This window comes from Micromonospora wenchangensis (assembly GCF_002210435.1).
Lineage (GTDB): Bacteria > Actinomycetota > Actinomycetes > Mycobacteriales > Micromonosporaceae > Micromonospora > Micromonospora wenchangensis.
On sequence record NZ_MZMV01000009.1, the window covers coordinates 151947 to 173384 of the forward strand.

The window sequence follows — 21438 nt, forward strand, 5'->3', positions numbered from 1 at the left end:
AGGTCGTCCGCAACGGTGGGGTGACGTGGCTATGAAGAGCGTGTTTCAGACGCCCCGGGAGAGCCCGCCGACCACCTTCTCGGCCACCAGCTCGAACGAGCGCACCCGGTCGGCCACGTCGTACACCATGGTGGTGAGCATCAGCTCGTTCGCACCGGTGCGGGCCAGCAGCTCGGTGAGCTGCCGGCGGACCGTCTCCGGCGAACCCATCGCCTGACCGTCGCGGCGCTGCAGCACGAACTCCCGCTCCAGCTCCGTGTACGGGTACCGGGCGGCATCGTCGGGGCTGGCCAGCGGCTCCGGCCGCCCCGAGCGCAGCTTGAGGAACGACAGCCCGGCCGGCCCGGACAGCCACTCGGCCCGCTCGTCGGTGTCGGCGCAGACCACGTTCACCGCCACCATCGCGTACGGCTCGCTCAGCCAGCGCGACGGGCGGAAACTCTGCCGGTAGAGCTGGAGCGCGGGCAGCGTGTGCTGGGAGCTGAAGTGGTGCGCGAACGAGAACGGCAACCCCAGCAGCCCGGCGAGCTGGGCGCTGAACCCGCTGGAGCCGAGCAGCCAGACGGCGGGGGACTGGCCCAGCCCCGGGCTGGCGGTGATCGCACCCGGGTCGTCGCCGCTGAAGTAGTTCATCAGGTCGGCCAGCTCCCGGGGGAAGCCCTCCGCCGACAGCCCCTCCATGGTGCGCCGCAGCGCCAGCGCGGTCCGCTGGTCGGTGCCGGGGGCCCGGCCGATGCCCAGGTCGATCCGGCCCGGGTGCAGCGCCTCCAGGGTGCCGAACTGTTCGGCGACCACCAGCGGCGCGTGGTTGGGCAGCATCACCCCGCCCGAGCCCAGCCGGATCGTGGTGGTGTGCGCCGCCAGGTGGGCGAGCAGCACCGCCGGCGCGGAGCTGGCGATCGCCGGCATGTTGTGGTGCTCGGCCACCCAGAACCGGCGGTAGCCCAGTTCCTCGGTCCGGCGGGCCAGCTCGGTGGTGTGCCCGAGCGCCTCGGAGGCGGTGGCCCCGGCGGCGACCGGAGCAAGATCAAGGACAGACAACGGTACGTCGATCACACCTGTGCCCAACCCGCCCCGGCCCGGACTTGTTCCCTGGTCGGGCCCGGTCCATGGTCCGGGACCGTGCCCGGCCCGGGTCCGGCCCGGGTCCGGGGGAGGCGGACATCGCAACATCAGCGATGTCGCGGCATCAGGCGCTGCGGATACCGCAACATCGCTGCCGTTGAGTCGATCTCGGCGGGCGAGCGGGCGAGCGGGCGGACCGTGGCCGGCTGGCCGGCGGGCGGTGGCCGGGGTCAGCCCCGGCCGCGGGCCTGCTCGAAGATCAGGCTGGTCTGGGTGTGCTGCACCGCCGGGTCCACCGCCAACTGGTCCAGGACGAAGTCGCGCAGCGCGTCACCCGACGCCGCCCGGACGTGCAGCACGTAGTCCTCCGCGCCCGCCACGTGGAACACCGACACCACCCCGGGCAGCCGCACCGAACGGGCCCGGAAGGCGTCGACGGCGGCCCGCTCGTGCGCGGTCAGCCGGACCGACACCAGCGCCTGCAGGGGCAGCCCCACCGCCGCCGGGTCCACCTCGGCGTGGAAGCCCCGGATCGCCCCGCAGTCCCGCAGCGCCCGGGTCCGGGTCAGGCAGGTCGACGGGGCCACCCCCACCCGTTCGGCGAGGGCGTTGTTCGGCAGCCGGCCGTCGGCGGCCAGCTCGGTCAGGATCGCGCGGTCGACGTCGTCCAGGGTGGCGAAGGGCCGTACATCGTTCGGTGCGGGGGGCATCCCAGCATCCTCCCGCGAATCCGAGCGTAGGAAAAGCTGCACCGCCAGAATATCGTTCGAAGGTGTTGCCGATCGTCATGCTGATGTTCGAGGCTTCCGGCATGACGGCGGCTACGGCACCCCCTACCCCCAGCGTCGGGACGACCCTCGACGACACGTCCGTGGACACCCGGGCCGTGCACGCCGGCCGGGAGGACCTCGCTGCCCTCGGGGTGCACGTACCGCCTATCGACCTGTCCACCACCAATCCGCTGCCGTCGGTCGAGGCCGGCGGCGCGGCCTACGAACTGCTGGCCACCGGCGGCACCCTCCCGCCCGGCGACAGCGCCGTCTACCAGCGGCTGTGGAATCCCACCGTGGCGCGTTTCGAGGCCGCGCTGGCCACCCTCGAGGGCACCCCGGCGGCGGTCGCCTTCGCCAGCGGCATGGCCGCGCTCACCGCGGCCCTGCTCGCGGCCACCCGGGACGGTCGCCGGCACGTCGTCGCCGTCCGTCCCCTCTACGGGGGAACCGACCACGTGCTCGCCACCGGCCTGCTCGGCACCGAGGTCAGTTGGGCCCGTCCCGACGAGGTCGCCGCCGCCGTACGGGCCGACACCGGACTGGTCGTCGTGGAGACCCCGGCCAACCCCACCCTCGACCTCGTCGACATCGCCGCCCTGGCCGCCGCCGTGGGCGACGTGCCGCTGCTGGTCGACAACACCGTCGCCACCCCCGTGCTCCAACAGCCCGCCCGGCACGGCGCCGCGCTCGTCCTGCACAGCGCCACCAAGAGCATCGGCGGACACGGCGACGTGCTCGCCGGCGTGGTGGCCTGCGACGCCGACTGGGCCGCCCGGTTGCGCCAGGTGCGCGCGGTCACCGGCGCGGTGCTGCACCCGCTCGGCGCGTACCTGCTGCACCGGGGCCTGCAGACGTTGCCGCTGCGGGTCCGCGCGCAGCAGGCCGGCGCGGAGAAGCTGGCCCTGCGGCTCGCCGGGCACCCGGCCGTGGCGCGGGTCCACCACCCCTCGGTGCACGACCCGGCCGGGCTGGTCGGCCGGCAACTCGCCGGCACCGGAAGCCTGCTCGCCGTCGAGGTACGCGGCGGCGCACCCGCCGCCGCCCGGGTCGCCGGGGCCTGCCGGCTGATCACCCACGCGGTGTCCCTGGGCGGGGTGGACACCCTGATCCAGCATCCCGCCTCGCTGACCCACCGGCCGGTGGCCGGGGAGGCGAGACCGGGTGACGGGCTGCTGCGGATCTCGGTCGGCCTGGAGGACCCCGAGGACCTGTGGACCGACCTGGCCCGCGCGCTCGCGGCGGGGTGAGCGTCCGGTGGGGCGGTCGGCCCTGCTGACGGGTCAGTGCTTGGGGCCGACGTGGCCGTCCAGGGTGGCGACCGCCGTCCGCCGTGCCACCGACAGGCAGTTGCGGCGGTTCATCGTCCAGGCGACACCGAGCAGGTCGAGCGCCCACTGGCAGAGGCCCATGATGTGGGTGGACTCGTTGCTGAAGTGGTAGCGCGGGTAGACGTACGGTCGACCCCGCACGGTCACCCGGTTGTCCACCCGGCAGCCGTCGGAGTGGAACAGACCCCGCAGAAAGTCGCCCGGCCGGCGCTGGGCGATCTCGCGTTGCCAGTCGGCCAGGCCGATCCGGCGCTCGTGCTTGCGGCCGGGCCCGTGCTGGGGAAACAGGCACGGCCAGTGCCGGCCGTAGCTCTGCACGCCCACGCAGCCCTGTATGCGCACCCGCTGCACCGTCGTGGCGAGCACGGCCCGCATGGCCAGGTCGCACGCGTCGACCAGCCCCGGCCAGGCGGCGGCACAGTAGATCCGCAGCACGGGCACCCGGGCCGTCGTCACCAGATGGCCGTCGCCGAGGTAGAGGCCGAGGAGATAGGCGTACGCCGCCGGGTCGGCGGGACCGTCGAGCCCGTCCCGGCACCGGAAACACCGCAGCTCGGTGCCCTGCTGGCGCGCCTCGGGACGGTCGTTGCACCAGTGCCAGACAGTGCGGTACGGAAGGCCGACGGCACGTGCCGCGTCGGCGACCGAACCGCCGGCGCGGTGCACCTGCCGGGCGCGGGCCCGGATCTCTGGTGGATGCACCGGGGCATCATCGAACAGGTGTGTGACAAGGTGCCGGGAGCGGGACTCGAACCCGCACGCCTGTTAAGGCAAATGCTTTTGAGGCATTCATGTCTGCCGATTCCATCATCCCGGCGTCACCCCGAGGGGCGCGTGGCTCACTGTACCCGACTAGGCTCATGCGGGAGCATGGGTGGTAGCCGGTGTGGGATCGATGGTGGGGGTAGGGCTGGTGGCCGAGACGCAGACGGATGCCGAGCGCAGGCGGGTGCTGATCGCCGAGGACGAGGCGCTCATCCGACTGGACCTGGCCGAGATGCTGGTCGAGGAGGGTTACGAGGTCGTCGGCGAGGCCGGTGACGGCGAGACCGCCGTCCGGTTGGCCGAGGAGCTCAAGCCCGACCTCGTCATCCTCGACATCAAGATGCCGATCATGGACGGCCTGGCCGCCGCCGAGCGGATCGCCGGTGCCCGGATCGCCCCCGTGATCATCCTGACCGCGTTCAGCCAGCGTGACCTGGTGGAACGGGCGCGGGCCGCAGGTGCGATGGCCTACCTGGTCAAGCCGTTCCAGAAGAGCGACCTGGTGCCGGCGGTGGAGATCGCGCTGTCCCGCTACTCCGAGATCGCCGCCCTGGAGTCCGAGGTGGCCGGCCTCACCGACCGGCTGGAGATCCGCAAGACGGTCGAGCGCGCCAAGGGTGCGCTGATGACGACGTACGGGATGACCGAGCCGCAGGCGTTCAAGTGGATCCAGCGCACCGCCATGGACCACCGGATGACCATGAAGGAGGTCGCCGAGCGGATCCTCGCCGAGACCGCCGGTGGCGAGATCGCCGAGCAGCCCACCTCCTGACCTGTCGGCGCACCGGTCGCCGATCGGTCCGTCTTTCCTCCCCGCCCGGCGGCCCACCCCGTCCGGTCGGCGAGGCGACCCGCTCCGAACAGGCGGAAGAATCCGCCCCGACGGCCGTCCGGTTCCGTCCTGACGTCGACCCGTGCAGCGCGGTCCGTCCCGCGCCGGCGGCGACACCGCGCCGTACCGGCCGGCCGTCCGCTCGGCCGGCGGACCCCTGCCCCCGATCGTCCGGCTCCCGTCTGCGCGGTGGTCGATCGGTTCGCCGGGTCGGGTGGCCCGACCCGCCCCCCACGGCGGGGTTCCGCTGCCTAGCATCGATGCATGTCTGCCCGGCGCGTACTCGTGGTGTGCGCTCTGCTGGTCCTGGTGGTCGCCGGCTGTGACCGGCCCGGAGCCGGAAACGACGAGGCCGGGCGAGGTGACGGCCGGTCGGTGCCGGTCGAGCCGGCCTGGCGGGAGGCGACCCTGCCCGTACCGCCCGGTCCGGCCGGCCGGTTGGTGCTGCGCGACGCGGTCTCCTGCGCCGGGGTCTGGTTCCTGGTCGGCGGGGTCGTCGACGCCGCCGGTGGCAGCCGCCCGGCGGCCTGGTCCAGCGCGGACGGTTCCACCTGGCTGCCGGTGCCGGTCGCGGCCAGCACGTTCTACGGCCGGCAGCACGTGCTCTACGCGGCGGCCTGTGCGCCAGGGGGCGGGGGCCGGGTGGCGGCGCTGGGCGCCAAGAACGGTGGGGTGCACGGCAACCCGCGTACCGGGACCTGGGTCCGCGACGACGGCGGCCCGTTGCGGGAGGTGCCGGCGGCGTTCGAGCTGTTCGGCGGGCCCCGCGCGGTCAGCGTGGCCCGGCTGGCGGCCGGTGCGGGGGGCTGGTTGATCGCGGGTGCCCGGGCCGACGGCGCGGCGGTCTGGACGTCGCCGGACGCGGGCGGGTTCACCCTGGCCGAGGGGCTGCCAGAGCTGGCCGGCGACGCCCGGGGGCGGACGGCGGCGTACGACGCGGTGGCGCTGCCGGCGGGTTGGCTGGTGGTCGGGTCGCTGCTGCCGGCGGGCGGCGCGGCGCTGCGGCCGATGGCCTGGACCTCGGTCGACGGGCGCTCCTGGCGACGGGCGGAGCTGCCGGTGCAGGACGGTCGGGGGCGGGCGGAGCGGGTGGTGCTGCGCGACGGCGTGCCGGTGGTGGTGGGGGCGGTTTCCGACGGTTTCGCCGTGTGGCGGGCCGACGACGGGGTGCGGTGGCGGCGGGTGGGCGGGTTCGGGGCGGCCGGTCCGGGCGTGCTGTCGGTGGTGGGGCTGGCCGTGGTGGGTGGCGCGCTGGTGGCGGTGACCGGGGACGGTGCCGGCCGCGCGGTCCGGATGTCTACGGACGGTGGGGTGTCGTGGCGCTCCGTGCGGGTGCCGTTGACGGTGGTCGATGGCGGCGACACCGCCCTGACGGTGGCCGGCGGCGATGATCGACTGTTGCTGCTGGCTGACGACGGCGGGGCCTCCCATGCCTGGTGGGGGCGGGTTTGAGTGGCTATAGGCGGGGGTGGTGGCCGGCGGCGTCGCGCGCCTTCGAACAGAAAGTGAGAATCCCTCAGAACTGACGGTTCTTACAGCGATCGTTTCGAATCCGCCACGGCGTGTAACGGTTCGATCAACCCCGCTTGCTGGGGCTTACGTCGCAGCTTCCCGGTGGGATAACGTCCCGGCCCAGACCGGCGACGACGGTCTGGTTCGTCCGCCCCCGCAAGGGCCAATAGGCAGCGGGTGGTTCGGACCATGCGACGGAGGAGGGTTCCGGCCTTGAGGCAGAAGCTCGCACGCGTGATCGGTGGAGTCGCCATGCTGGCGCTCGTCGCCGGCGGCACCGCTTGCTCCAGCGGCAGCGACGACGAGGCGTCCGGTGGCGACGGCTGCGGTAGCAAGATCGCGTTCTTCGGCGCGCTGACCGGCAGCTCGGCGGCGCTGGGCATCAACGAGAAGAACGGCGTCAAGCTCGCCGTCGAGAAGTACAACAAGGAAAACGCCGACTGCAAGGTCGAGCTGGCCGAGCTGGACTCGCAGGGCAGCCCGGACCAGGCGCCCGGTCTGGCCCAGAAGGCCATCGACGACAGCAAGCTCCTGGGCATCGTCGGCCCGGCCTACTCGGGTGAGTCCGAGGCCGCCGGCCCGCTGTTCAACGAGGCCGGCCTGGTCACCATCACCCCCTCCGCCACCCGTCCCAGCCTCGCCCAGCAGGGCTGGAAGACCTTCTTCCGGGCGGTCGGCAACGACCTGAGCCAGGGCCCCGCGGCCGGCACCTACATCAAGAACGTGATGAAGGCCGACAAGGTCTACGTCATCGACGACCAGTCCGCCTACGGCGCGGGCCTGGCCGACGAGGTCAAGAAGGTCCTCGGCGGCGCGGTCGTCGGCTCGGACAAGGTCCAGGGCGAGGGCAAGCAGACCGAGTTCTCCGGCGTGGTGACCAAGGTCAAGGCGGCCGGCGTCAAGGCCGTCTTCTTCGGCGGTTACTACCAGGAGGCCGGCCTGATCCGCAAGCAGCTCACCGCTGCCGGCGTCACCGCCCCGCTGGTCGTCGGTGACGGCTCCAACGACCCGGCGTACATCACCACCGCCGGTGCCGCCGCCGCCGAGGGCACCATCCTCACCTGCCCGTGCGCGCCGGCCGCCGAGGCCCGTGGCACCTTCGTCGAGGAGTTCAAGGCGCTCAACGGCGCCGACCCGGGCACCTACAGCGACACCGCCTACGACGCCGCGAACATCCTGCTCGCCGGCATCAAGGCCAAGAAGACCACCCGCGCCGACCTGCTGGAGTTCGTGAAGAGCTACAACGGCGAGGGTGTCGCGTCGAGCTACAAGTTCGTCGAGGGTGGCGAGCTGGACCCGGCGCAGGTCAAGGTCTGGGCGTTCAAGGTCCAGGGCGGCAAGGTCGTCCCCGACCAGGAGATCCCGAAGGCCTGACCACGGTCGCTGCGAGCGATTGACGACAGATCGCGGGTGCGGCCGGGAGCTCGCTCCCGGCCGCACCACCTGTTTCTCCACACCTGACGGAGCGGCCCTCCCGTGAACTTCGACGGACTGTTCTCCAACTTCGGGGAACTCACCACGACCGGCCTGACACAGGGTGCGATCTACGCCCTGGTCGCGCTCGGCTACACGCTGGTCTACGGCGTACTCAGACTCATCAACTTCGCCCACTCCGAGGTCTTCATCGCCGGCGCGTTCGCCGCCATCTGGACCTGGAACGGCTTCGGCCTCGACCAGGACTCCCAGGTCAGCGGGGTCGGCTCGATCCTGTTCTACCTGCTCGTCGCGATGATCGTCGCGGCCATCGCGTCGGCCGGCACGGCGACCGTGATCGAGCGGGTGGCGTACCGGCCGCTGCGCAAGCGCAACGCGCCGCCGCTGGCCTTCCTGATCACCGCGATCGGCGCGTCGATCGCGATCTCGGAGGCGTTCGGCATCTGGACCCGTCGGCGGCCCGAGGGCGCACCGATCCTGATCAGCCAGAAGCCACTGTTCCACCTCTTCGGGGTGCCGATCGACGGGGTGCAGTTGCTCACCCTCGGCGCCGCGCTGGTGATGATGGTCGCGCTGGACCAGTTCATCAACCGCAGCCGGGTCGGCCGGGGCATCCGGGCGGTCGCCCAGGACGCCAACACCGCCGCGCTGATGGGCGTGAACAAGGACCGGATCATCCTGATGGTCTTCATCGCCGGTGGCACCATGGCCGGCGTCGCCGGCCTGCTCTACGACGTGCGGATCCAGAGCCTGACCTACAGCGTCGGCTTCCTGCTCGGCCTCAAGGCGTTCACCGCCGCGGTGCTCGGCGGCATCGGCAACCTCCGGGGCGCCCTGGTCGGCGGCCTGCTGCTGGGCGTGGTGGAGAACTACGCATCGGGGTTGTTCGGCAGCGAGTGGAAGGACTTCGCCGCCTTCGCCGTGCTGGTGGTGCTGCTGATGTTCCGGCCGACCGGTCTGCTGGGCGAATCGCTGGGAAGGGCACGGGCATGACGACGACGGTTAATCCGCCGACCCCCGAGCAGCAGCAGGGGATCGGGACACGGCTGCGGCACGGCCGCGAGGCCATCGCGCAGCGGTGGCACGACGCCCCGCGCTGGGTGCGCTGGGCGGCGCTGGTCGCGCTGATCGCGTTCTTCTACGCGCTGCCCAACAAGGAGTTCTACCAGTACCTGGGGCCGATCCCGACCACGGGCTCCAACTTCACCCAGGTGCTGTTCACCGTCTCGATCTACGTGCTGCTCGCGGTCGGGTTGAACATCGTGGTCGGCTTCGCCGGCCTGCTCGACCTCGGCTACTTCGGCTTCTTCGCCGTCGGCGCGTACACCGTGGCGGTGTTGACCTCGCCGAGCAGCAACCTCAAGACGCTCTGGCCGTGGCTGCTGGTGGTGCCGATCGCGATCGCCCTCACCATGGTCTCCGGCGTCATGCTCGGCACGCCGACCCTGCGGCTGCGCGGTGACTACCTGGCACTGGTGACGCTCGGCTTCGCCGAGATGATCCGGATCGCGGCGGTCAGCTCCGACTTCCTCAAGGGCCAGCGGGGCTTCAACCAGATCCCGCACCCGCCCGGCAAGTACGCCGACGGCAAGCCGTTCTTCGGGGTGCTCGACGCCCGCCCGTACTACTGGCTGGTGCTCACGCTGATCATCCTGGTGGTGATCGGGGTGCGGAACCTGACCCACAGCCGGGTCGGCCGGGCCTGGATCTCGATCCGTGAGGACGAGGACGCGGCCCAGCTGATGGGCGTGCCGACGTTCAAGTTCAAGCTCTGGGCGTTCGCCTCGGGTGCGGCGATCGCCGGCCTGGCCGGTGCGCTCTTCGCCGGCAAGCAGAACTTCGTCAACTCGCAGAACTTCGAGCTGCTCAACTCGATCATCATCCTGGCCGCGGTCATCCTGGGCGGCTCGGGCAACATCGTCGGCGCGATCGTCGGCGGCGGCCTGGTGGCGTACATGATCGAGCGGTTCCGCGGCATCGAGCTGTTCGGCGTGGAGCTGTACGAGTACCGGTTCCTCTTCTTCGGTCTGGTGCTCGTGGTGATGATGATCTTCCGGCCGCAGGGCCTCATCCCGAACCGACGACGGGCGGCGGAGTTCAAGGACCGTCGCAAGGAGGTGATCGTCGGTGAGTGACACCGAACAGACCCCGGCCGTTCCGGCCCAGGCGGGCGCGCCCGCCGTCGAGACCATCCCCGGGCGGGAACCGCTGCTGGAGGTCGACCACGTCACGCTGCGCTTCGGCGGCGTGGTGGCGCTCAACGACGTCGACTTCACCCTCTACAAGGGGGAGATCCTCGGGCTGATCGGCCCGAACGGCGCCGGCAAGACCACCTGCTTCAACGCGATGACCGGCATCTACCAGCCCAGCGAGGGGCAGATCCGGTTCCGCGGCGAGAAGATCAGCGGCAAGAAGCGGCACCAGATCACCAAGATGGGCATGGCGCGGACGTTCCAGAACATCCGCCTCTTCCCGGAGATGACCGCGCTGGAGAACGTGCAGGTCGGTGCCGACGCGCACCACAAGACCAGCGTGGTCTCGGCGCTGTTCCGGCTGCCCCGGCACTGGCGCGAGGAGCGCGAGGGCCGGGAGAAGGCCGAACGGCTGCTGGAGTTCGTCGGCATCCGGTCCCGGATGCACGAGTTCGCCCGCAACCTCTCCTACGGCGAGCAGCGCCGGCTGGAGATCGCCCGGGCCCTGGCCACCGACCCGGTGCTGCTCTGCCTGGACGAGCCGGCCGCCGGCTTCAACCCGGCGGAGAAGGAGGAGCTGCTCCAGCTCATCCGGCAGATCCGCGACACCGGCGTGACCGTGCTGCTGATCGAGCACGACATGCGCCTGGTCATGGGCGTCACCGACCGGATCGTGGTGCTGGAGTTCGGGAAGAAGATCGCCGAGGGGCTGCCCGCCGAGGTGCGGGACAACCCGAAGGTGGTCGCGGCGTACCTGGGGGTACCGGACGATGCTGCTTGAGATTGACGACGTCAGCCTGCTGTACGGGCGCATCCAGGCGCTGCACGGGATCAGCCTGACCGTGGGGGAGGGCGAGATCGTCGCCCTGATCGGCGCGAACGGCGCCGGTAAGTCCACCACCATGCGGGCGATCTCCGGTATCCGGCCGATCGCCTCCGGAGCGATCCGCTTCGAGGGCGAGGACATCTCCAAGCTCCGGGCGGACCTGCGGGTCCGGCGGGGGCTGTGCCAGGCCCCGGAGGGTCGCGGCATCTTCCCCGGCATGACCGTGCTGGAGAACCTCGACATGGGCGCCTACACCCGCCGGGACCGGGCGGGCATCGCCCAGGACCTCAACCGGGTGCTGGAGCTGTTCCCCCGGCTGGCCGAGCGGCGCAAGCAGGCCGGCGGCACCCTCTCCGGCGGCGAGCAGCAGATGCTGGCCGTCGGCCGGGCGCTGATGAGCCGACCCAAGCTGCTGCTGCTCGACGAGCCGTCGATGGGTCTGGCCCCGATGCTGATCCAGCAGATCTTCTCCATCATCACCGAGATCAACGAGCAGGGCACCACGATCCTGCTGGTGGAGCAGAACGCGCAGCAGGCGCTCGCCCGGGCCCACCGGGCGTACGTGCTGGAGACCGGCCGCATCGTCAAGAGCGGCACCGGCGCGGAGCTGCTGCACGACCCGTCGGTCAAAGAGGCCTACCTCGGCGTGGCCTGACCGTCGCCCCCTCGCAAAGGAGTACTGCCATGTTCCACCTCACCCCTGGTCGGCGGGCGGCGTTCGGCGTCGCCGGCGCGACCGCTCTGCTGCTCTCCCTCGCCGCCTGTGGCGAGGAGGAGAGCACCGAGCAGCCCGGCGGCGGCCCGTCGGTCAGCGCGTCGGCGGACACCTCGCTGGCCGACAAGGTCCCCGCGGCCATCAAGGCCGACGGCAAGATCGTCGTGGGCACCGACTCGACGTACGCCCCGGCGGAATTCCTCGACAGCGACGGCAAGACGGTCATCGGCTTCGACGTCGAGCTGTTCACCGCCGTGGCGGCCAAGCTCGGCCTCAAGGCGGAGTTCGTCTCCGCGCCGTTCGGCGACATCATCTCCGGCGTGAGCACCGGCAAGTACGAGGTCGGCGTCTCGTCGTTCACCATCAACGACGAGCGCAAGCAGCAGGCCAACATGGTCAGCTACTTCCAGGTCGGCACCCAGTGGGTGACCAAGAAGGGCAACCCGGCCGGCGTCAAGATCGACGACGCCTGCGGCAAGAAGATCGCCGTGCAGAAGGACACCGTCCAGGTCGAGGACATCCAGAAGCGCTCCAAGACCTGCACCGACGCCGGCAAGCCGGCGATCACCGTCGAGCAGTTCCCCGGTCAGGACGCCGCCACCGCCGCGGTGGTCTCCGGCAAGGACGACGCGATGCTCGCCGACTACCCGGTCGGGGTGTTCGCGGTGACCCAGTCCAACGACGCCCTCGAACTGCTCGACAAGCAGTACGAGGCGGCCCCGTACGGCTACGTGGTCGGCAAGGACCAGGCGGCGTTCGCCGAGGCGGTGCGGGACGCGACCAAGGCGCTGATCGCCGACGGGTCGTACAAGTCGGTGCTGGACAAGTGGAAGGTGGCGGACGGCGCGATCACGGACCCCGCGATCAACCCGTAACAGGTCATGGAATCCCACGACACTTCCACCGTACGGGCGCGGCCGGAGCCTCTCCGCGCCGTGCCCGTACGGCACCCGGGGCGCTGGGTCGCGGTCGCCGTGCTGGCCGTGCTGGTCGCCATGTTCGTCCACCTGCTGGTCACCAACGACGCCTTCAACTGGTCGTTCATGGTGGACAAGATGTTCCGTCCGCCGATCATCGAGGGGCTGCTGCGCGGCACGGTGCTGATGACGGTGAGCGCGATGCTCATCGGCGTCACGCTGGGCGTGGTGGTGGCGGTGATGCGGCTGTCGGACAATCCGATCCTGCGCGGGGTCGCCTGGCTCTACACCTGGTTCTTCCGGGCGGTGCCCCGGCTGGTGCTGCTGGCGGTCTTCGGCAACATCGGCATCCTGTGGAGCCGGATCGAGTTCGGGGTGCCGTTCGACACCCAGCTCGGTCAGCTCTTCGGCATCGACAACCTGCAACTGCGGCTGTTCGGCTTCTCCTCCCGGGACATCCTCACCGGCTTCATGGCCGGCCTGCTGGGGTTGGCGCTGTCCGAGGCGGCCTACATGGCCGAGATCGTCCGGGCCGGCATCCAGTCGGTCGACGAGGGGCAGACCGAGGCGGCCCAGGCGTTGGGCATGAGCCGGGGTCAGCTGCTGCGCCGGGTGGTGCTGCCGCAGGCGATGCGGGTGATCATCCCGCCGACCGGCAACGAGACCATCGCGATGCTCAAGGACACCTCGCTGCTGCTCTACGTGCCGGTGAGCGTGGAGCTGTTCTTCCAGCTCGACGCGGTCGGCAAGCGGACCTTCCAGATCTTCCCGATGTACGTGGCCGCCTGCCTGTGGTACCTCTTCCTGACCAGCATCCTGCTGGTCGGGCAGTACTTCCTGGAGCGGCACTTCGGCAAGGGCTACGGCCCGGCCGGCCGGGCCCGGCTGCGGTTGCGGGGGATGACGGCGGAGACCGGTGGCGGCGGCAATTCGGGGACGGTGGGTCCGGCATGAGTGAGCTGATCCCCGGCCAGGCGGGTGCGCCGGCCGCCGAGTCACGGACCGGTGCCCCGGCCGACGGCACCGGGCTGATGGTGCGGGCCGAGCAGGTGCACAAGTCGTTCGGGTCGCTGGAGGTGCTCAAGGGCATCGACCTTCAGGTCCGTGCCGGCGAGGTGTGCTGCCTGCTGGGGCCGTCGGGCTCCGGCAAGTCGACCTTCCTGCGCTGCATCAACCACCTGGAAAAGATCAACGCCGGGTCGATCCGGGTGGACGGCGAGCTGATCGGCTACCGGGAACGCGGCGGCCGGCTGCACGAGATGCGGGAGAAGGAGGTGGCCGCGCAGCGCCGTTCGATAGGCATGGTGTTCCAGCGGTTCAACCTCTTCCCGCACATGACGGTGCTGGGCAACGTGACCGAGGCCCCGGTGCTGCTGGGCCGGGAGAAGAAGGCGGCGGCCCGGGAGCGGGCCGCGCAGCTGCTGGAGCGGGTGGGGCTGGGCGACAAGCTCGGCGCGTACCCCGGTCAGCTCTCCGGCGGGCAGCAGCAGCGGGTGGCGATCGCCCGCGCGTTGGCGATGCGGCCGAAGCTGATGCTCTTCGACGAGCCGACCAGCGCGCTCGACCCGGAGCTGGTCGGCGAGGTCCTGGACGTGATGAAGGACCTGGCCCGGGACGGGATGACCATGATCGTGGTGACCCACGAGATCGGTTTCGCCCGGGAGGTCGGCGACACGCTGGTCTTCATGGACGGCGGGGTGGTCGTCGAGTCCGGCGACCCGCGCGAGGTGATCGCCAACCCGCGGCACGAGCGGACCAGGACGTTCCTCGCCAAGGTGCTCTGAGTTCCGGTCCACCCCCGGCGTCGGCCGTGCCGCCGCCGGGGGTTGTCGGGGGTACGGACTAGAGTCGCTGCCGTGACAGCTACGACGCCACGCCTGCTCCTCGTCGACGGACATTCCCTGGCATACCGGGCGTTCTTCGCCCTGCCGGTGGAAAACTTCTCCACCACGACCGGGCAGCCGACCAACGCGGTCTACGGCTTCACCTCGATGCTGATCAACGTGCTCCGCGACGAGCAGCCCACCCACATCGTGGTCGCCTTCGACGTCTCCCGCCGCTCCTTCCGCACCGAGAAGTACGCGGAGTACAAGGCCGGCCGCAGTGAGACCCCGGCCGACTTCAAGGGCCAGGTCAGCCTGGTCAAGGAGGTCCTCGACGCGCTGCGCGTCCCGGTCGTCGAGCGGGAGGGCTACGAGGCCGACGACGTCATCGCCACCCTCGCCTGCCAGGCCCGCGACCAGGGCATGCAGGTGCTGATCAGCACCGGCGACCGGGACGCCTTCCAGCTCGTCGGCGACGACGTCACCGTGCTCTACCCGCGCAAGGGCGTCTCCGACCTGGCCCGGATGGACCCGGCGGCGATCGAGGCCAAGTACGGCGTCGGCCCGCAGCGCTACCGCGACCTGGCCGCCCTGGTCGGCGAGACCAGCGACAACCTGCCAGGCATCCCCGGCGTCGGCCCGAAGACGGCCGCCAAGTGGATCAACACCTACGGCGGGGTCGAGGGCGTGATCGCCCACGCCGACGAGATCAAGGGCAAGGCCGGCGACAGCCTGCGCGAGCGGCTCGCCGACGTGATCCGCAACTACGAGATCAACTGCCTGGTCTCCGACCTGGAGCTGCCGATCCGCCCCGAGGACGCCCGCTGGCAGGGCTGGGACCGCGAGGCCGTGCACCAGGTCTTCGACACCCTCCAGTTCCGCATCCTGCGCGACCGGCTGTACCAGTACCTGGAGGCGGTGGAGCCGGAGGCCGAGGCCGGCTTCGACCTGGCCGGCGAGCGGCTCACCGCGCCCGGCGCGCTTGTCGACTGGCTGGCCGCGCACGTCCCCACCGGCACCCAGGTCGGCGTCGCCGTGAAGACGCCGGCCAAGCCGACGAACCCCCGCGAGCGCTACGAGCCGCAGCTCGACGCGCTGGCCCTCGCGCTGGCCAGCGGCCCGGCCGCCTGGCTCGACCCGGCGACGCTGGCCGAGGCCGACGAACGCGCCCTGGCCGACTGGCTGGCCGACCCCCGGCAGCCCAAGGTGCTGCACGACAGCAAGCACGCCCGGCTGGCGTTCGCCGCCCGGGGCTGGACCCTGGCCGGCGTCGCCCGGGACACCGAGCTGGCCGCCTACCTGGCCCGCCCCGACCAGCGCTCCTACGACCTGACCGACCTGGCGCTGCGCTACCTGCACCGCGAGCTGCGGGTCGACGCGCCGGAGACCGGCCAGCTCACCTTCGACGGGCTCGGCGACGACGGCGAGGCCGAGCAGAACCTGATGCTCCAGGCGCGGGCCACCCTCGACCTGGCCGACGCGATCGACGCCGAGCTGTCCCGCGACGGCGAGCAGTCCGCCCGGCTGATGGCCGAGGTGGAGCTGCCCCTGTCCGAGGTGCTGGCCGGGATGCAGCGCGTCGGCATCGGCGCCGACCTGGACTACCTCCACGAGTTGGAGGCGCACTTCGCAGGCGAGGTGAAGTCCGCCGCCCAGGGCGCGTACGCCTCGGTGGGGCGGGAGTTCAACCTCGGCTCGCCCAAGCAGCTCCAGGAGCTGCTCTTCGGGGAGCTGGGGCTGCCCAAGACCAAGAAGATCAAGACCGGGTACACCACCGACGCCGACGCGCTCCAGTGGCTCTACGCCCAGAACCCGCACCCCGTGCTGGAACACCTGCTGCGCCACCGGGACGTGGCGAAGCTCAAGACCACCGTCGACGGCCTGCTCAAGTCGGTCGCCGACGACGGGCGCATCCACACCACGTTCAAGCAGACCGTGGCGGCCACCGGCCGGCTCTCCTCCACCGACCCCAACCTCCAGAACATCCCGATCCGCACCGAGGAGGGCCGGCGCATCCGCCGGGCCTTCGTGGTGGGCGACGGCTACCAGACGTTGCTCACCGCCGACTACAGCCAGATCGAGATGCGGATCATGGCGCACCTGTCGTTGGACGAGGCGCTGATCGAGGCGTTCAACTCCGGCCACGACTTCCACGCCGCCACCGCGTCGTCGGTCTTCACCGTCCCGGTCGGCGAGGTCACCGCCGACCAGCGCCGCAAGATCAAGGCCATGAACTACGGCCTGGCGTACGGGTTGAGCGCCTTCGGCCTGTCCCAGCAGCTCGGCATCACCGCCGACGAGGCCCGGGGGCTGATGGAGAACTACTTCGCCGGCTTCGGCGGGGTGCGCGACTACCTGCACGAGGTGGTGGCCCGCGCCCGCCAGGACGGCTACACCTCCACCGTCCTCGGTCGCCGCCGCTACCTACCCGACCTGGTCAGCGACAACCGGCAGCGCCGGGACATGGCTGAGCGGATGGCGCTCAACGCCCCCATCCAGGGCTCGGCGGCCGACATCATCAAGGTCGCCATGCTGCGCGTCGACACCGCGCTGCGCGACGCCGGGCTGCGGTCCCGGATGCTGCTCCAGGTGCACGACGAGCTGGTCTTCGAGGTCGCCCCCGACGAGCGGGAGGCGTTGGAGACGCTGGTCCGGCAGGAGATGGGGGCGGCGTACCCGCTGTCGGTGCCGCTGGAGGTCTCCGTCGGCGTGGGCCGGGACTGGAACAGCGCCGACCACTAGCCTCCGCACCCACCGCACCGGCCAGACCAGGGGGAGACATGAGCACACTCACCGACCGACCGCACACCGCCCTGCTCGTCGTCGACGTGCAGAACGGGGTCGTCGCCGGGGCGTACCGGCGTGACGACGTGGTCGCCAACGTGGCCGACCTGGTGCGGCGGGCCCGCCAGGAGGGGGTGCCGGTCGTCTGGGTGCAGCACTCCGACGCCCGCCTCGTCCGGGGCGGGGACGACTGGCGGATCGTCCCCGAGCTGGTCCCGGCCGACGCCGAACCGCTTGTCGAGAAGCTCTACGGCGACTCCTTCGAGGACACCGAGCTGGAGTCGGTGCTGGCCGGGCTGGGCGTCGGGCGGCTCGTGGTGGTCGGTGCGCAGACCGACGCGTGCGTCCGGTCGACCCTGCACGGCGCGCTCGTGCGGGGCTACGACACCACGCTGGTCGCCGACGCCCACACCACGCAGGACCGCACGCAGTGGGGCGCGCCGCCGCCCGAGCAGGTCGTCACGCACACGAACCTCTACTGGACGCACCAGAAGGCCCCGGGGCGCACGGCGGGCACGGTCGCGACGAAGGACGTCGACTTCGCCACGACGGCCTGAGGCCACCCCGCGGGTCAGCGCAGCGGGTCGTGGCCCCAGTTCATCAGCGACCAGCGCCACTTCGTGTCCCGGACGTCGCCGGCCGGTCGCTGCGCCAGGTGCCGGTGCACGTAGCCGATCACCTTGCGCATGTGCTGGTAGTCGGCGGCGGACAACTCGGCCCGCTTGCGGCGCAGCAGGTCGACGATCCGCCGGCCCGACGAGTGCCCCACCGACTCGCCGCCGCCGGCCCGGCCACCCTTGTGCCAGCCGACCTGTTTGGATTCGGGCGTCTGCAACCAGGACGACAGCTCCCCGGGTTTCATGTTCACCGCCTCGGTGAACTCCCGGTAGGTCTGCTGCGGGTCGTCAGCTCGGCTCATGGCGCAACGCCTCCGGCCGGTGGGCGACGTCGCGCCCCGAGTCGTCGTTGCGGATCCGGTACCGCGGGTCGTCCGGCGCGGCGTTCACCGCGCGCCCCCGGACGTGCGTGCGTTCGGTCAATACCCCGTGGGCGCGACCGCTGTGGCTGGCCCAGGAGACGTGGTCACCCCGTCGAAACCGCTGCTCGGCCATGGCCGCCGGGTACCCGACGGCACCGCCCCGAAACAACGCGCCCGGTCGGCCCGTCGCCGACGGACCGGTCGGCGGGGCCCGGTGCCGGCCGGTCCGGTGCTGGCCGGTCCGGTGGTTGCCGGTCCAGGGCCGGTCGGTCCAGGGCCGGTCGGTCCGGTGCCGGGCCGGTCAGGTGGTGGCCGGCTTCTCGGTGACGAAGATGGCGGTGCCGGGGAAGAGCCGCCCGCGTAGCGGGCTCCACTGCCCCCAGGTCTCCCGGTGGCCGGCCGGCCATTCGGGTTCCACCAGGTCGAGCAGGCGGAAGCCGGCGCCGACCAGTTCGCGGATCCGGTCGCCGAGGGTCCGGTGCTGCTCCACGTAGCTGGCCACCCCCCGCTCGTCCTGCTCGACGTAGGGGGAGCGGTCGAAGTACGAGTGCACGGCGGTCAGCCCGCCCTCGCCGGGGTCGTCGAGGAAGACCCAGCGCATCGGGTGGGTCACCGAGAAGACCCAGCGCCCGCCGGGGCGCAGCACCCGATGCACCTCGGCCATCAGGGCGGCCGAGTCGGCGACGAACGGGATCGCCCCGAACGCCGTGCAGGCGATGTCGAACGACGCCCCGGCGAACGGCAGGGCCAGCGCGTCGGCCTGTACCAGCGGGACGCGTACCCCGCTGCTGCCGGCGGCACGGGCGGCGTGCCGCAGCATGCCGGCGGACAGGTCGAAGGCGACCGGCTCGGCCCCCTGAGTGGCCAGCCAGCGGGCGCAGGACGCCGCGCCGCAGCCGACCTCCAGCACCCGCCGCCCGGCCAGCTCGCCGAGCAACCGCGCCTCGGATTCGCGCAGCCCCTCCGGGCACCAGCGGAAGTCCACCTCGCCCAGGAAGGCGCCGTGCTCGGCCTGGTAGTCGTCGGCATCGGCGTCCCACCAGCCGCGGTTGGCCCGTCGTGCCTCGGTGTCGCCCACCCGGCGTCGGATCACCCGCTCGTCGTCGTCCACCCGTTCACGCTAGGCCCTGCGGTGGCGTCGTCCGCCGGACCCCGGCGTGCGCGGCGCGGCGGACGGCCGTACGCTGTCGGTCCCGTGGGGTGGATGTGACGGATGAGACAGCGGAGGTGCTTTCCCACCGAAATCTCCGCTTTCGCAGCAGACGAGGTCGTGAGGACCCGGGAGGGCTTGCACGCTGTGGTAATGCAGCGGGTAGGCTAGACGATGCGCTCGTGGATCGTGTACCTCGGCAGGGAGCAGGTGCGCGGTCACCGGAGCACCGATGATCCTCTTCTGGCGATCGTCAGGTGGGGTCGGTGGCGGATCCGCTGGCGCGAACGGGTCACTGCGACACCACGCCTGCTGTGACAACCCATCCGACCGGAGCAACCGCCCACATGACGAGCAGCATCGAGGCCCCCTCGAGCGCCACCCGGGTCACCCACGACGATCTCGGTTCCGAGGAGGCTTTCCTCGCCGCGATCGACGAGACCATCAAGTACTTCAACGACGGCGACATTGTCGAAGGCACCGTCGTCAAGGTCGATCGGGACGAGGTCCTGCTCGACATCGGCTACAAGACCGAGGGTGTCATCCCCTCGCGGGAGTTGTCGATCAAGCACGACGTGGACCCCGCCGAGGTCGTCTCGGTCGGTGACCACATCGAGGCCCTGGTCCTCCAGAAGGAGGACAAGGAGGGTCGGCTGATCCTCTCCAAGAAGCGGGCGCAGTACGAGCGGGCCTGGGGCACGATCGAGAAGATCAAGGACGAGGACGGCGTCGTCCGCGGCTCGGTCATCGAGGTCGTCAAGGGTGGTCTCATCCTCGACATCGGCCTGCGCGGCTTCCTGCCCGCGTCGCTGGTCGAGATGCGGCGGGTGCGTGACCTGCAGCCGTACGTCGGCCGCGAGCTCGAAGCCAAGATCATCGAGCTGGACAAGAACCGCAACAACGTGGTCCTGTCCCGCCGGGCCTGGCTGGAGCAGACGCAGTCCGAGGTGCGCACCGAGTTCCTCAACAAGCTCCAGAAGGGGCAGGTCCGCAAGGGCGTCGTCTCCTCGATCGTCAACTTCGGCGCGTTCGTCGACCTGGGCGGCGTGGACGGCCTGGTGCACGTCTCCGAGCTGTCCTGGAAGCACATCGACCACCCGTCCGAGGTCGTCGAGGTGGGCCAGGAGGTCGAGGTCGAGGTCCTGGACGTCGACCTGGACCGCGAGCGGGTCTCGCTGTCGCTGAAGGCGACCCAGGAGGACCCGTGGCGGCAGTTCGCCCGCACCCACGCGATCCAGCAGATCGTGCCGGGTAAGGTCACCAAGCTGGTGCCGTTCGGCGCGTTCGTCCGGGTCGACGACGGCATCGAGGGCCTGGTCCACATCTCCGAGCTGGCCGAGCGCCACGTGGAGATCCCGGAGCAGGTCGTCCAGGTCGGCTCCGAGGTCATGGTCAAGGTCATCGACATCGACCTGGAGCGTCGCCGGATCTCGCTGTCGCTCAAGCAGGCCAACGAGGGCTTCGTCGAGGGCGAGGAGCACTTCGACCCGACCCTCTACGGCATGGCCGCGACGTACGACAACGAGGGCAACTACATCTACCCGGAGGGCTTCGACCCGGAGACGGGCGAGTGGCTCGAGGGGTACGACAAGCAGCGCGAGACCTGGGAGAACCAGTACGCCGAGGCGCGTCAGCGCTGGGAGGCCCACACCAAGCAGGTGCAGACCTCCCGGGCCGCCGACGCCGAGGCCGCTGCGAACCCGGCCCCGCCGGTCGCCACCGGTGGCACCACCACCTCGACCAGCTCGTCGGCCCCGAGCCGGCAGGCCGAGGAGCCGGCCGGCACCCTGGCCACCGACGAGGCGCTCGCCGCGCTGCGGGAGAAGCTCGCCGGCGGCAAGTGAGCCGGAGGCTGGCCCCCACCGGGCATGACGTCTGACGTCGCACCCGGGTCCGGGTAGCCGCTGACACAGGAGCCCCGCCCCCGATCCGCCCACGCGGACCGGGGGCGGGGCTCTGTGCGTCCCCGGGTGCTCCGCTCCCGCCCCACCCCGCCTTCCTCACTCACCCCGCCCCGCCTGCCTTATCTATCCCGCCCTGCCCGGCACTGTTCCGCCTCGATCTCGCTCGTTCGGTCCGGCCCGGCTCGTTTCGGCCCGGCCTCCAGCCTGCCCTGTCGCCGTTACCGCCCGAGCCGGCCCGCGTCGTGGCGGAGATGATCGACTCAGTTTCGGCGGCACAGCGGTTTCGCCGGCGTCGGATACCGCTATATCGCCGATGTTGCGGGGTGATCCGGGCGGGGCGACGGGTTCGCTTCTCCCGCCTTGTCCGTCCCGCCCCCACGCTGTTCCGCCCCGATCTCGGTCTGTCCGGCCGGCCATGCCCGGCTCGGTCCGGCTCGGC

The 21438-nt window shown here is 71.3% G+C and carries 19 protein-coding genes, 1 tRNA gene and 1 pseudogene; 14 read left to right on the forward strand and 7 right to left on the reverse strand.

The annotated features are described in order from the left end of the window. Positions 1-45: 45 nt before the first annotated feature. Both B5D80_RS07820 and B5D80_RS07825 read right to left on the reverse strand, forming a co-directional pair. The gene (locus B5D80_RS07820; RefSeq protein ID WP_357759938.1) at positions 46-1056 is read right to left on the reverse strand and encodes an LLM class flavin-dependent oxidoreductase; all 1011 of its coding nucleotides are present in this window, start codon (positions 1054-1056) and stop codon (positions 46-48) included. A gap of 239 nt (positions 1057-1295) precedes the next feature. Continuing rightward, a complete protein-coding gene (locus tag B5D80_RS07825) occupies positions 1296-1775 on the reverse strand; it encodes an Lrp/AsnC family transcriptional regulator (RefSeq protein ID WP_088643109.1) in 480 nt (159 codons plus the stop codon). A gap of 101 nt (positions 1776-1876) precedes the next feature. On the opposite strand from B5D80_RS07825, the gene B5D80_RS07830 reads away from it, so the two are divergent. Further along, positions 1877-3085, forward strand: a complete 1209-nt coding sequence (locus tag B5D80_RS07830) for a trans-sulfuration enzyme family protein (protein WP_088643145.1) — start codon at positions 1877-1879, stop codon at positions 3083-3085. A gap of 33 nt (positions 3086-3118) precedes the next feature. Here B5D80_RS07830 and B5D80_RS07835 read toward each other — a convergent pair whose 3' ends face one another. Together B5D80_RS07835 and B5D80_RS07840 are read right to left on the reverse strand one after the other, a co-directional pair. Then, complete coding sequence (locus tag B5D80_RS07835) at positions 3119-3868, reverse strand: transcriptional regulator (RefSeq protein WP_088643110.1); 750 nt, start codon at positions 3866-3868, stop codon at positions 3119-3121. 31 nt (positions 3869-3899) lie between these two features. Further along, positions 3900-3983: transfer RNA gene (locus B5D80_RS07840), tRNA-Leu, on the reverse strand. A gap of 96 nt (positions 3984-4079) precedes the next feature. Between B5D80_RS07840 and B5D80_RS07845 the strand changes: the two genes are divergently transcribed. From B5D80_RS07845 to B5D80_RS07900, 12 genes are all read left to right on the forward strand, one after another. After that, complete coding sequence (locus B5D80_RS07845) at positions 4080-4703, forward strand: ANTAR domain-containing response regulator (RefSeq protein WP_088643111.1); 624 nt, start codon at positions 4080-4082, stop codon at positions 4701-4703. Positions 4704-5027: 324 nt separating this feature from the next. Continuing rightward, complete coding sequence (locus tag B5D80_RS07850) at positions 5028-6215, forward strand: hypothetical protein (RefSeq protein WP_088643112.1); 1188 nt, start codon at positions 5028-5030, stop codon at positions 6213-6215. A 273-nt stretch (positions 6216-6488) separates the two neighbouring features. Next, complete coding sequence (locus B5D80_RS07855) at positions 6489-7649, forward strand: branched-chain amino acid ABC transporter substrate-binding protein (protein WP_088643113.1); 1161 nt, start codon at positions 6489-6491, stop codon at positions 7647-7649. 102 nt (positions 7650-7751) lie between these two features. Continuing rightward, positions 7752-8702 carry a branched-chain amino acid ABC transporter permease gene (locus B5D80_RS07860; RefSeq protein ID WP_088643114.1) on the forward strand — a complete coding sequence of 317 codons (951 nt, stop codon included), beginning with the start codon at positions 7752-7754 and terminating at the stop codon, positions 8700-8702. Then, positions 8699-9844, forward strand: coding sequence for a branched-chain amino acid ABC transporter permease (locus tag B5D80_RS07865; RefSeq protein ID WP_088643115.1), 1146 nt, complete (start codon positions 8699-8701; stop codon positions 9842-9844). Before B5D80_RS07860 ends, B5D80_RS07865 begins: the two co-directional genes overlap by 4 nt. After that, positions 9837-10682: an ABC transporter ATP-binding protein gene (locus tag B5D80_RS07870; RefSeq protein WP_088643116.1), complete on the forward strand. Its 846-nt coding sequence runs from the start codon at positions 9837-9839 to the stop codon at positions 10680-10682. Before B5D80_RS07865 ends, B5D80_RS07870 begins: the two co-directional genes overlap by 8 nt. Next, on the forward strand, positions 10672-11382 hold the full coding sequence (locus B5D80_RS07875; RefSeq protein ID WP_088643117.1) for an ABC transporter ATP-binding protein: 711 nt from the start codon (positions 10672-10674) through the stop codon (positions 11380-11382). The genes B5D80_RS07870 and B5D80_RS07875 overlap by 11 nt, the downstream gene beginning before the upstream one ends. 29 nt (positions 11383-11411) lie before the next feature. Next, positions 11412-12317 (forward strand): ABC transporter substrate-binding protein, encoded by a 906-nt coding sequence (locus B5D80_RS07880; RefSeq protein WP_088643118.1) that lies wholly within the window; start codon positions 11412-11414, stop codon positions 12315-12317. A gap of 6 nt (positions 12318-12323) precedes the next feature. Then, positions 12324-13313, forward strand: coding sequence for an amino acid ABC transporter permease (locus tag B5D80_RS07885; protein WP_088643119.1), 990 nt, complete (start codon positions 12324-12326; stop codon positions 13311-13313). Beyond that, positions 13310-14143, forward strand: coding sequence for an amino acid ABC transporter ATP-binding protein (locus B5D80_RS07890; RefSeq protein WP_088643120.1), 834 nt, complete (start codon positions 13310-13312; stop codon positions 14141-14143). The genes B5D80_RS07885 and B5D80_RS07890 overlap by 4 nt, the downstream gene beginning before the upstream one ends. A gap of 72 nt (positions 14144-14215) precedes the next feature. Then, a complete protein-coding gene (gene polA / locus B5D80_RS07895; RefSeq protein WP_088643121.1) occupies positions 14216-16924 on the forward strand; it encodes a DNA polymerase I in 2709 nt (902 codons plus the stop codon). A gap of 38 nt (positions 16925-16962) precedes the next feature. Then, the gene (locus B5D80_RS07900; RefSeq protein ID WP_088643122.1) at positions 16963-17523 is read left to right on the forward strand and encodes an isochorismatase family protein; all 561 of its coding nucleotides are present in this window, start codon (positions 16963-16965) and stop codon (positions 17521-17523) included. 17 nt (positions 17524-17540) lie between these two features. Here the strand turns inward: B5D80_RS07900 and B5D80_RS07905 are convergent. The 3 genes and pseudogenes from B5D80_RS07905 to B5D80_RS07915 all read right to left on the reverse strand — a co-directional run. Then, positions 17541-17885 (reverse strand): annotated as a pseudogene (locus B5D80_RS07905) (DUF3140 domain-containing protein); the annotation flags it as partial. After that, the gene (locus tag B5D80_RS07910; RefSeq protein WP_088643124.1) at positions 17872-18078 is read right to left on the reverse strand and encodes a hypervirulence associated TUDOR domain-containing protein; all 207 of its coding nucleotides are present in this window, start codon (positions 18076-18078) and stop codon (positions 17872-17874) included. The gene B5D80_RS07910 and the pseudogene B5D80_RS07905, both read right to left, overlap by 14 nt. Positions 18079-18246: 168 nt before the next feature. Beyond that, positions 18247-19056: a class I SAM-dependent methyltransferase gene (locus B5D80_RS07915; protein ID WP_088643125.1), complete on the reverse strand. Its 810-nt coding sequence runs from the start codon at positions 19054-19056 to the stop codon at positions 18247-18249. Between the two features lie 386 nt (positions 19057-19442). Here B5D80_RS07915 and rpsA point away from each other — a divergent pair, with 386 nt between their 5' ends. Beyond that, entirely contained in the window at positions 19443-20939 is a 1497-nt protein-coding gene (gene rpsA / locus B5D80_RS07920; RefSeq protein ID WP_088643126.1) for a 30S ribosomal protein S1, read from the forward strand. Positions 20940-21438 lie beyond the last annotated feature (499 nt).

What these genes read in the sequence shown, in the direction of transcription:
- B5D80_RS07825 (WP_088643109.1), bottom strand. Translation starts at nt 1,775, where the DNA reads ATGCCCCCCGCACCGAACGATGTACGGCCCTTCGCCACCCTGGACGAC.
- B5D80_RS07830 (WP_088643145.1), top strand. Translation starts at nt 1,877, where the DNA reads ATGACGGCGGCTACGGCACCCCCTACCCCCAGCGTCGGGACGACCCTC.
- B5D80_RS07850 (WP_088643112.1), top strand. Translation starts at nt 5,028, where the DNA reads ATGTCTGCCCGGCGCGTACTCGTGGTGTGCGCTCTGCTGGTCCTGGTG.
- B5D80_RS07865 (WP_088643115.1), top strand. Translation starts at nt 8,699, where the DNA reads ATGACGACGACGGTTAATCCGCCGACCCCCGAGCAGCAGCAGGGGATC.
- B5D80_RS07875 (WP_088643117.1), top strand. Translation starts at nt 10,672, where the DNA reads ATGCTGCTTGAGATTGACGACGTCAGCCTGCTGTACGGGCGCATCCAG.
- B5D80_RS07880 (WP_088643118.1), top strand. Translation starts at nt 11,412, where the DNA reads ATGTTCCACCTCACCCCTGGTCGGCGGGCGGCGTTCGGCGTCGCCGGC.
- B5D80_RS07885 (WP_088643119.1), top strand. Translation starts at nt 12,324, where the DNA reads ATGGAATCCCACGACACTTCCACCGTACGGGCGCGGCCGGAGCCTCTC.
- B5D80_RS07890 (WP_088643120.1), top strand. Translation starts at nt 13,310, where the DNA reads ATGAGTGAGCTGATCCCCGGCCAGGCGGGTGCGCCGGCCGCCGAGTCA.
- B5D80_RS07900 (WP_088643122.1), top strand. Translation starts at nt 16,963, where the DNA reads ATGAGCACACTCACCGACCGACCGCACACCGCCCTGCTCGTCGTCGAC.
- B5D80_RS07910 (WP_088643124.1), bottom strand. Translation starts at nt 18,078, where the DNA reads ATGGCCGAGCAGCGGTTTCGACGGGGTGACCACGTCTCCTGGGCCAGC.
- rpsA (WP_088643126.1), top strand. Translation starts at nt 19,443, where the DNA reads ATGACGAGCAGCATCGAGGCCCCCTCGAGCGCCACCCGGGTCACCCAC.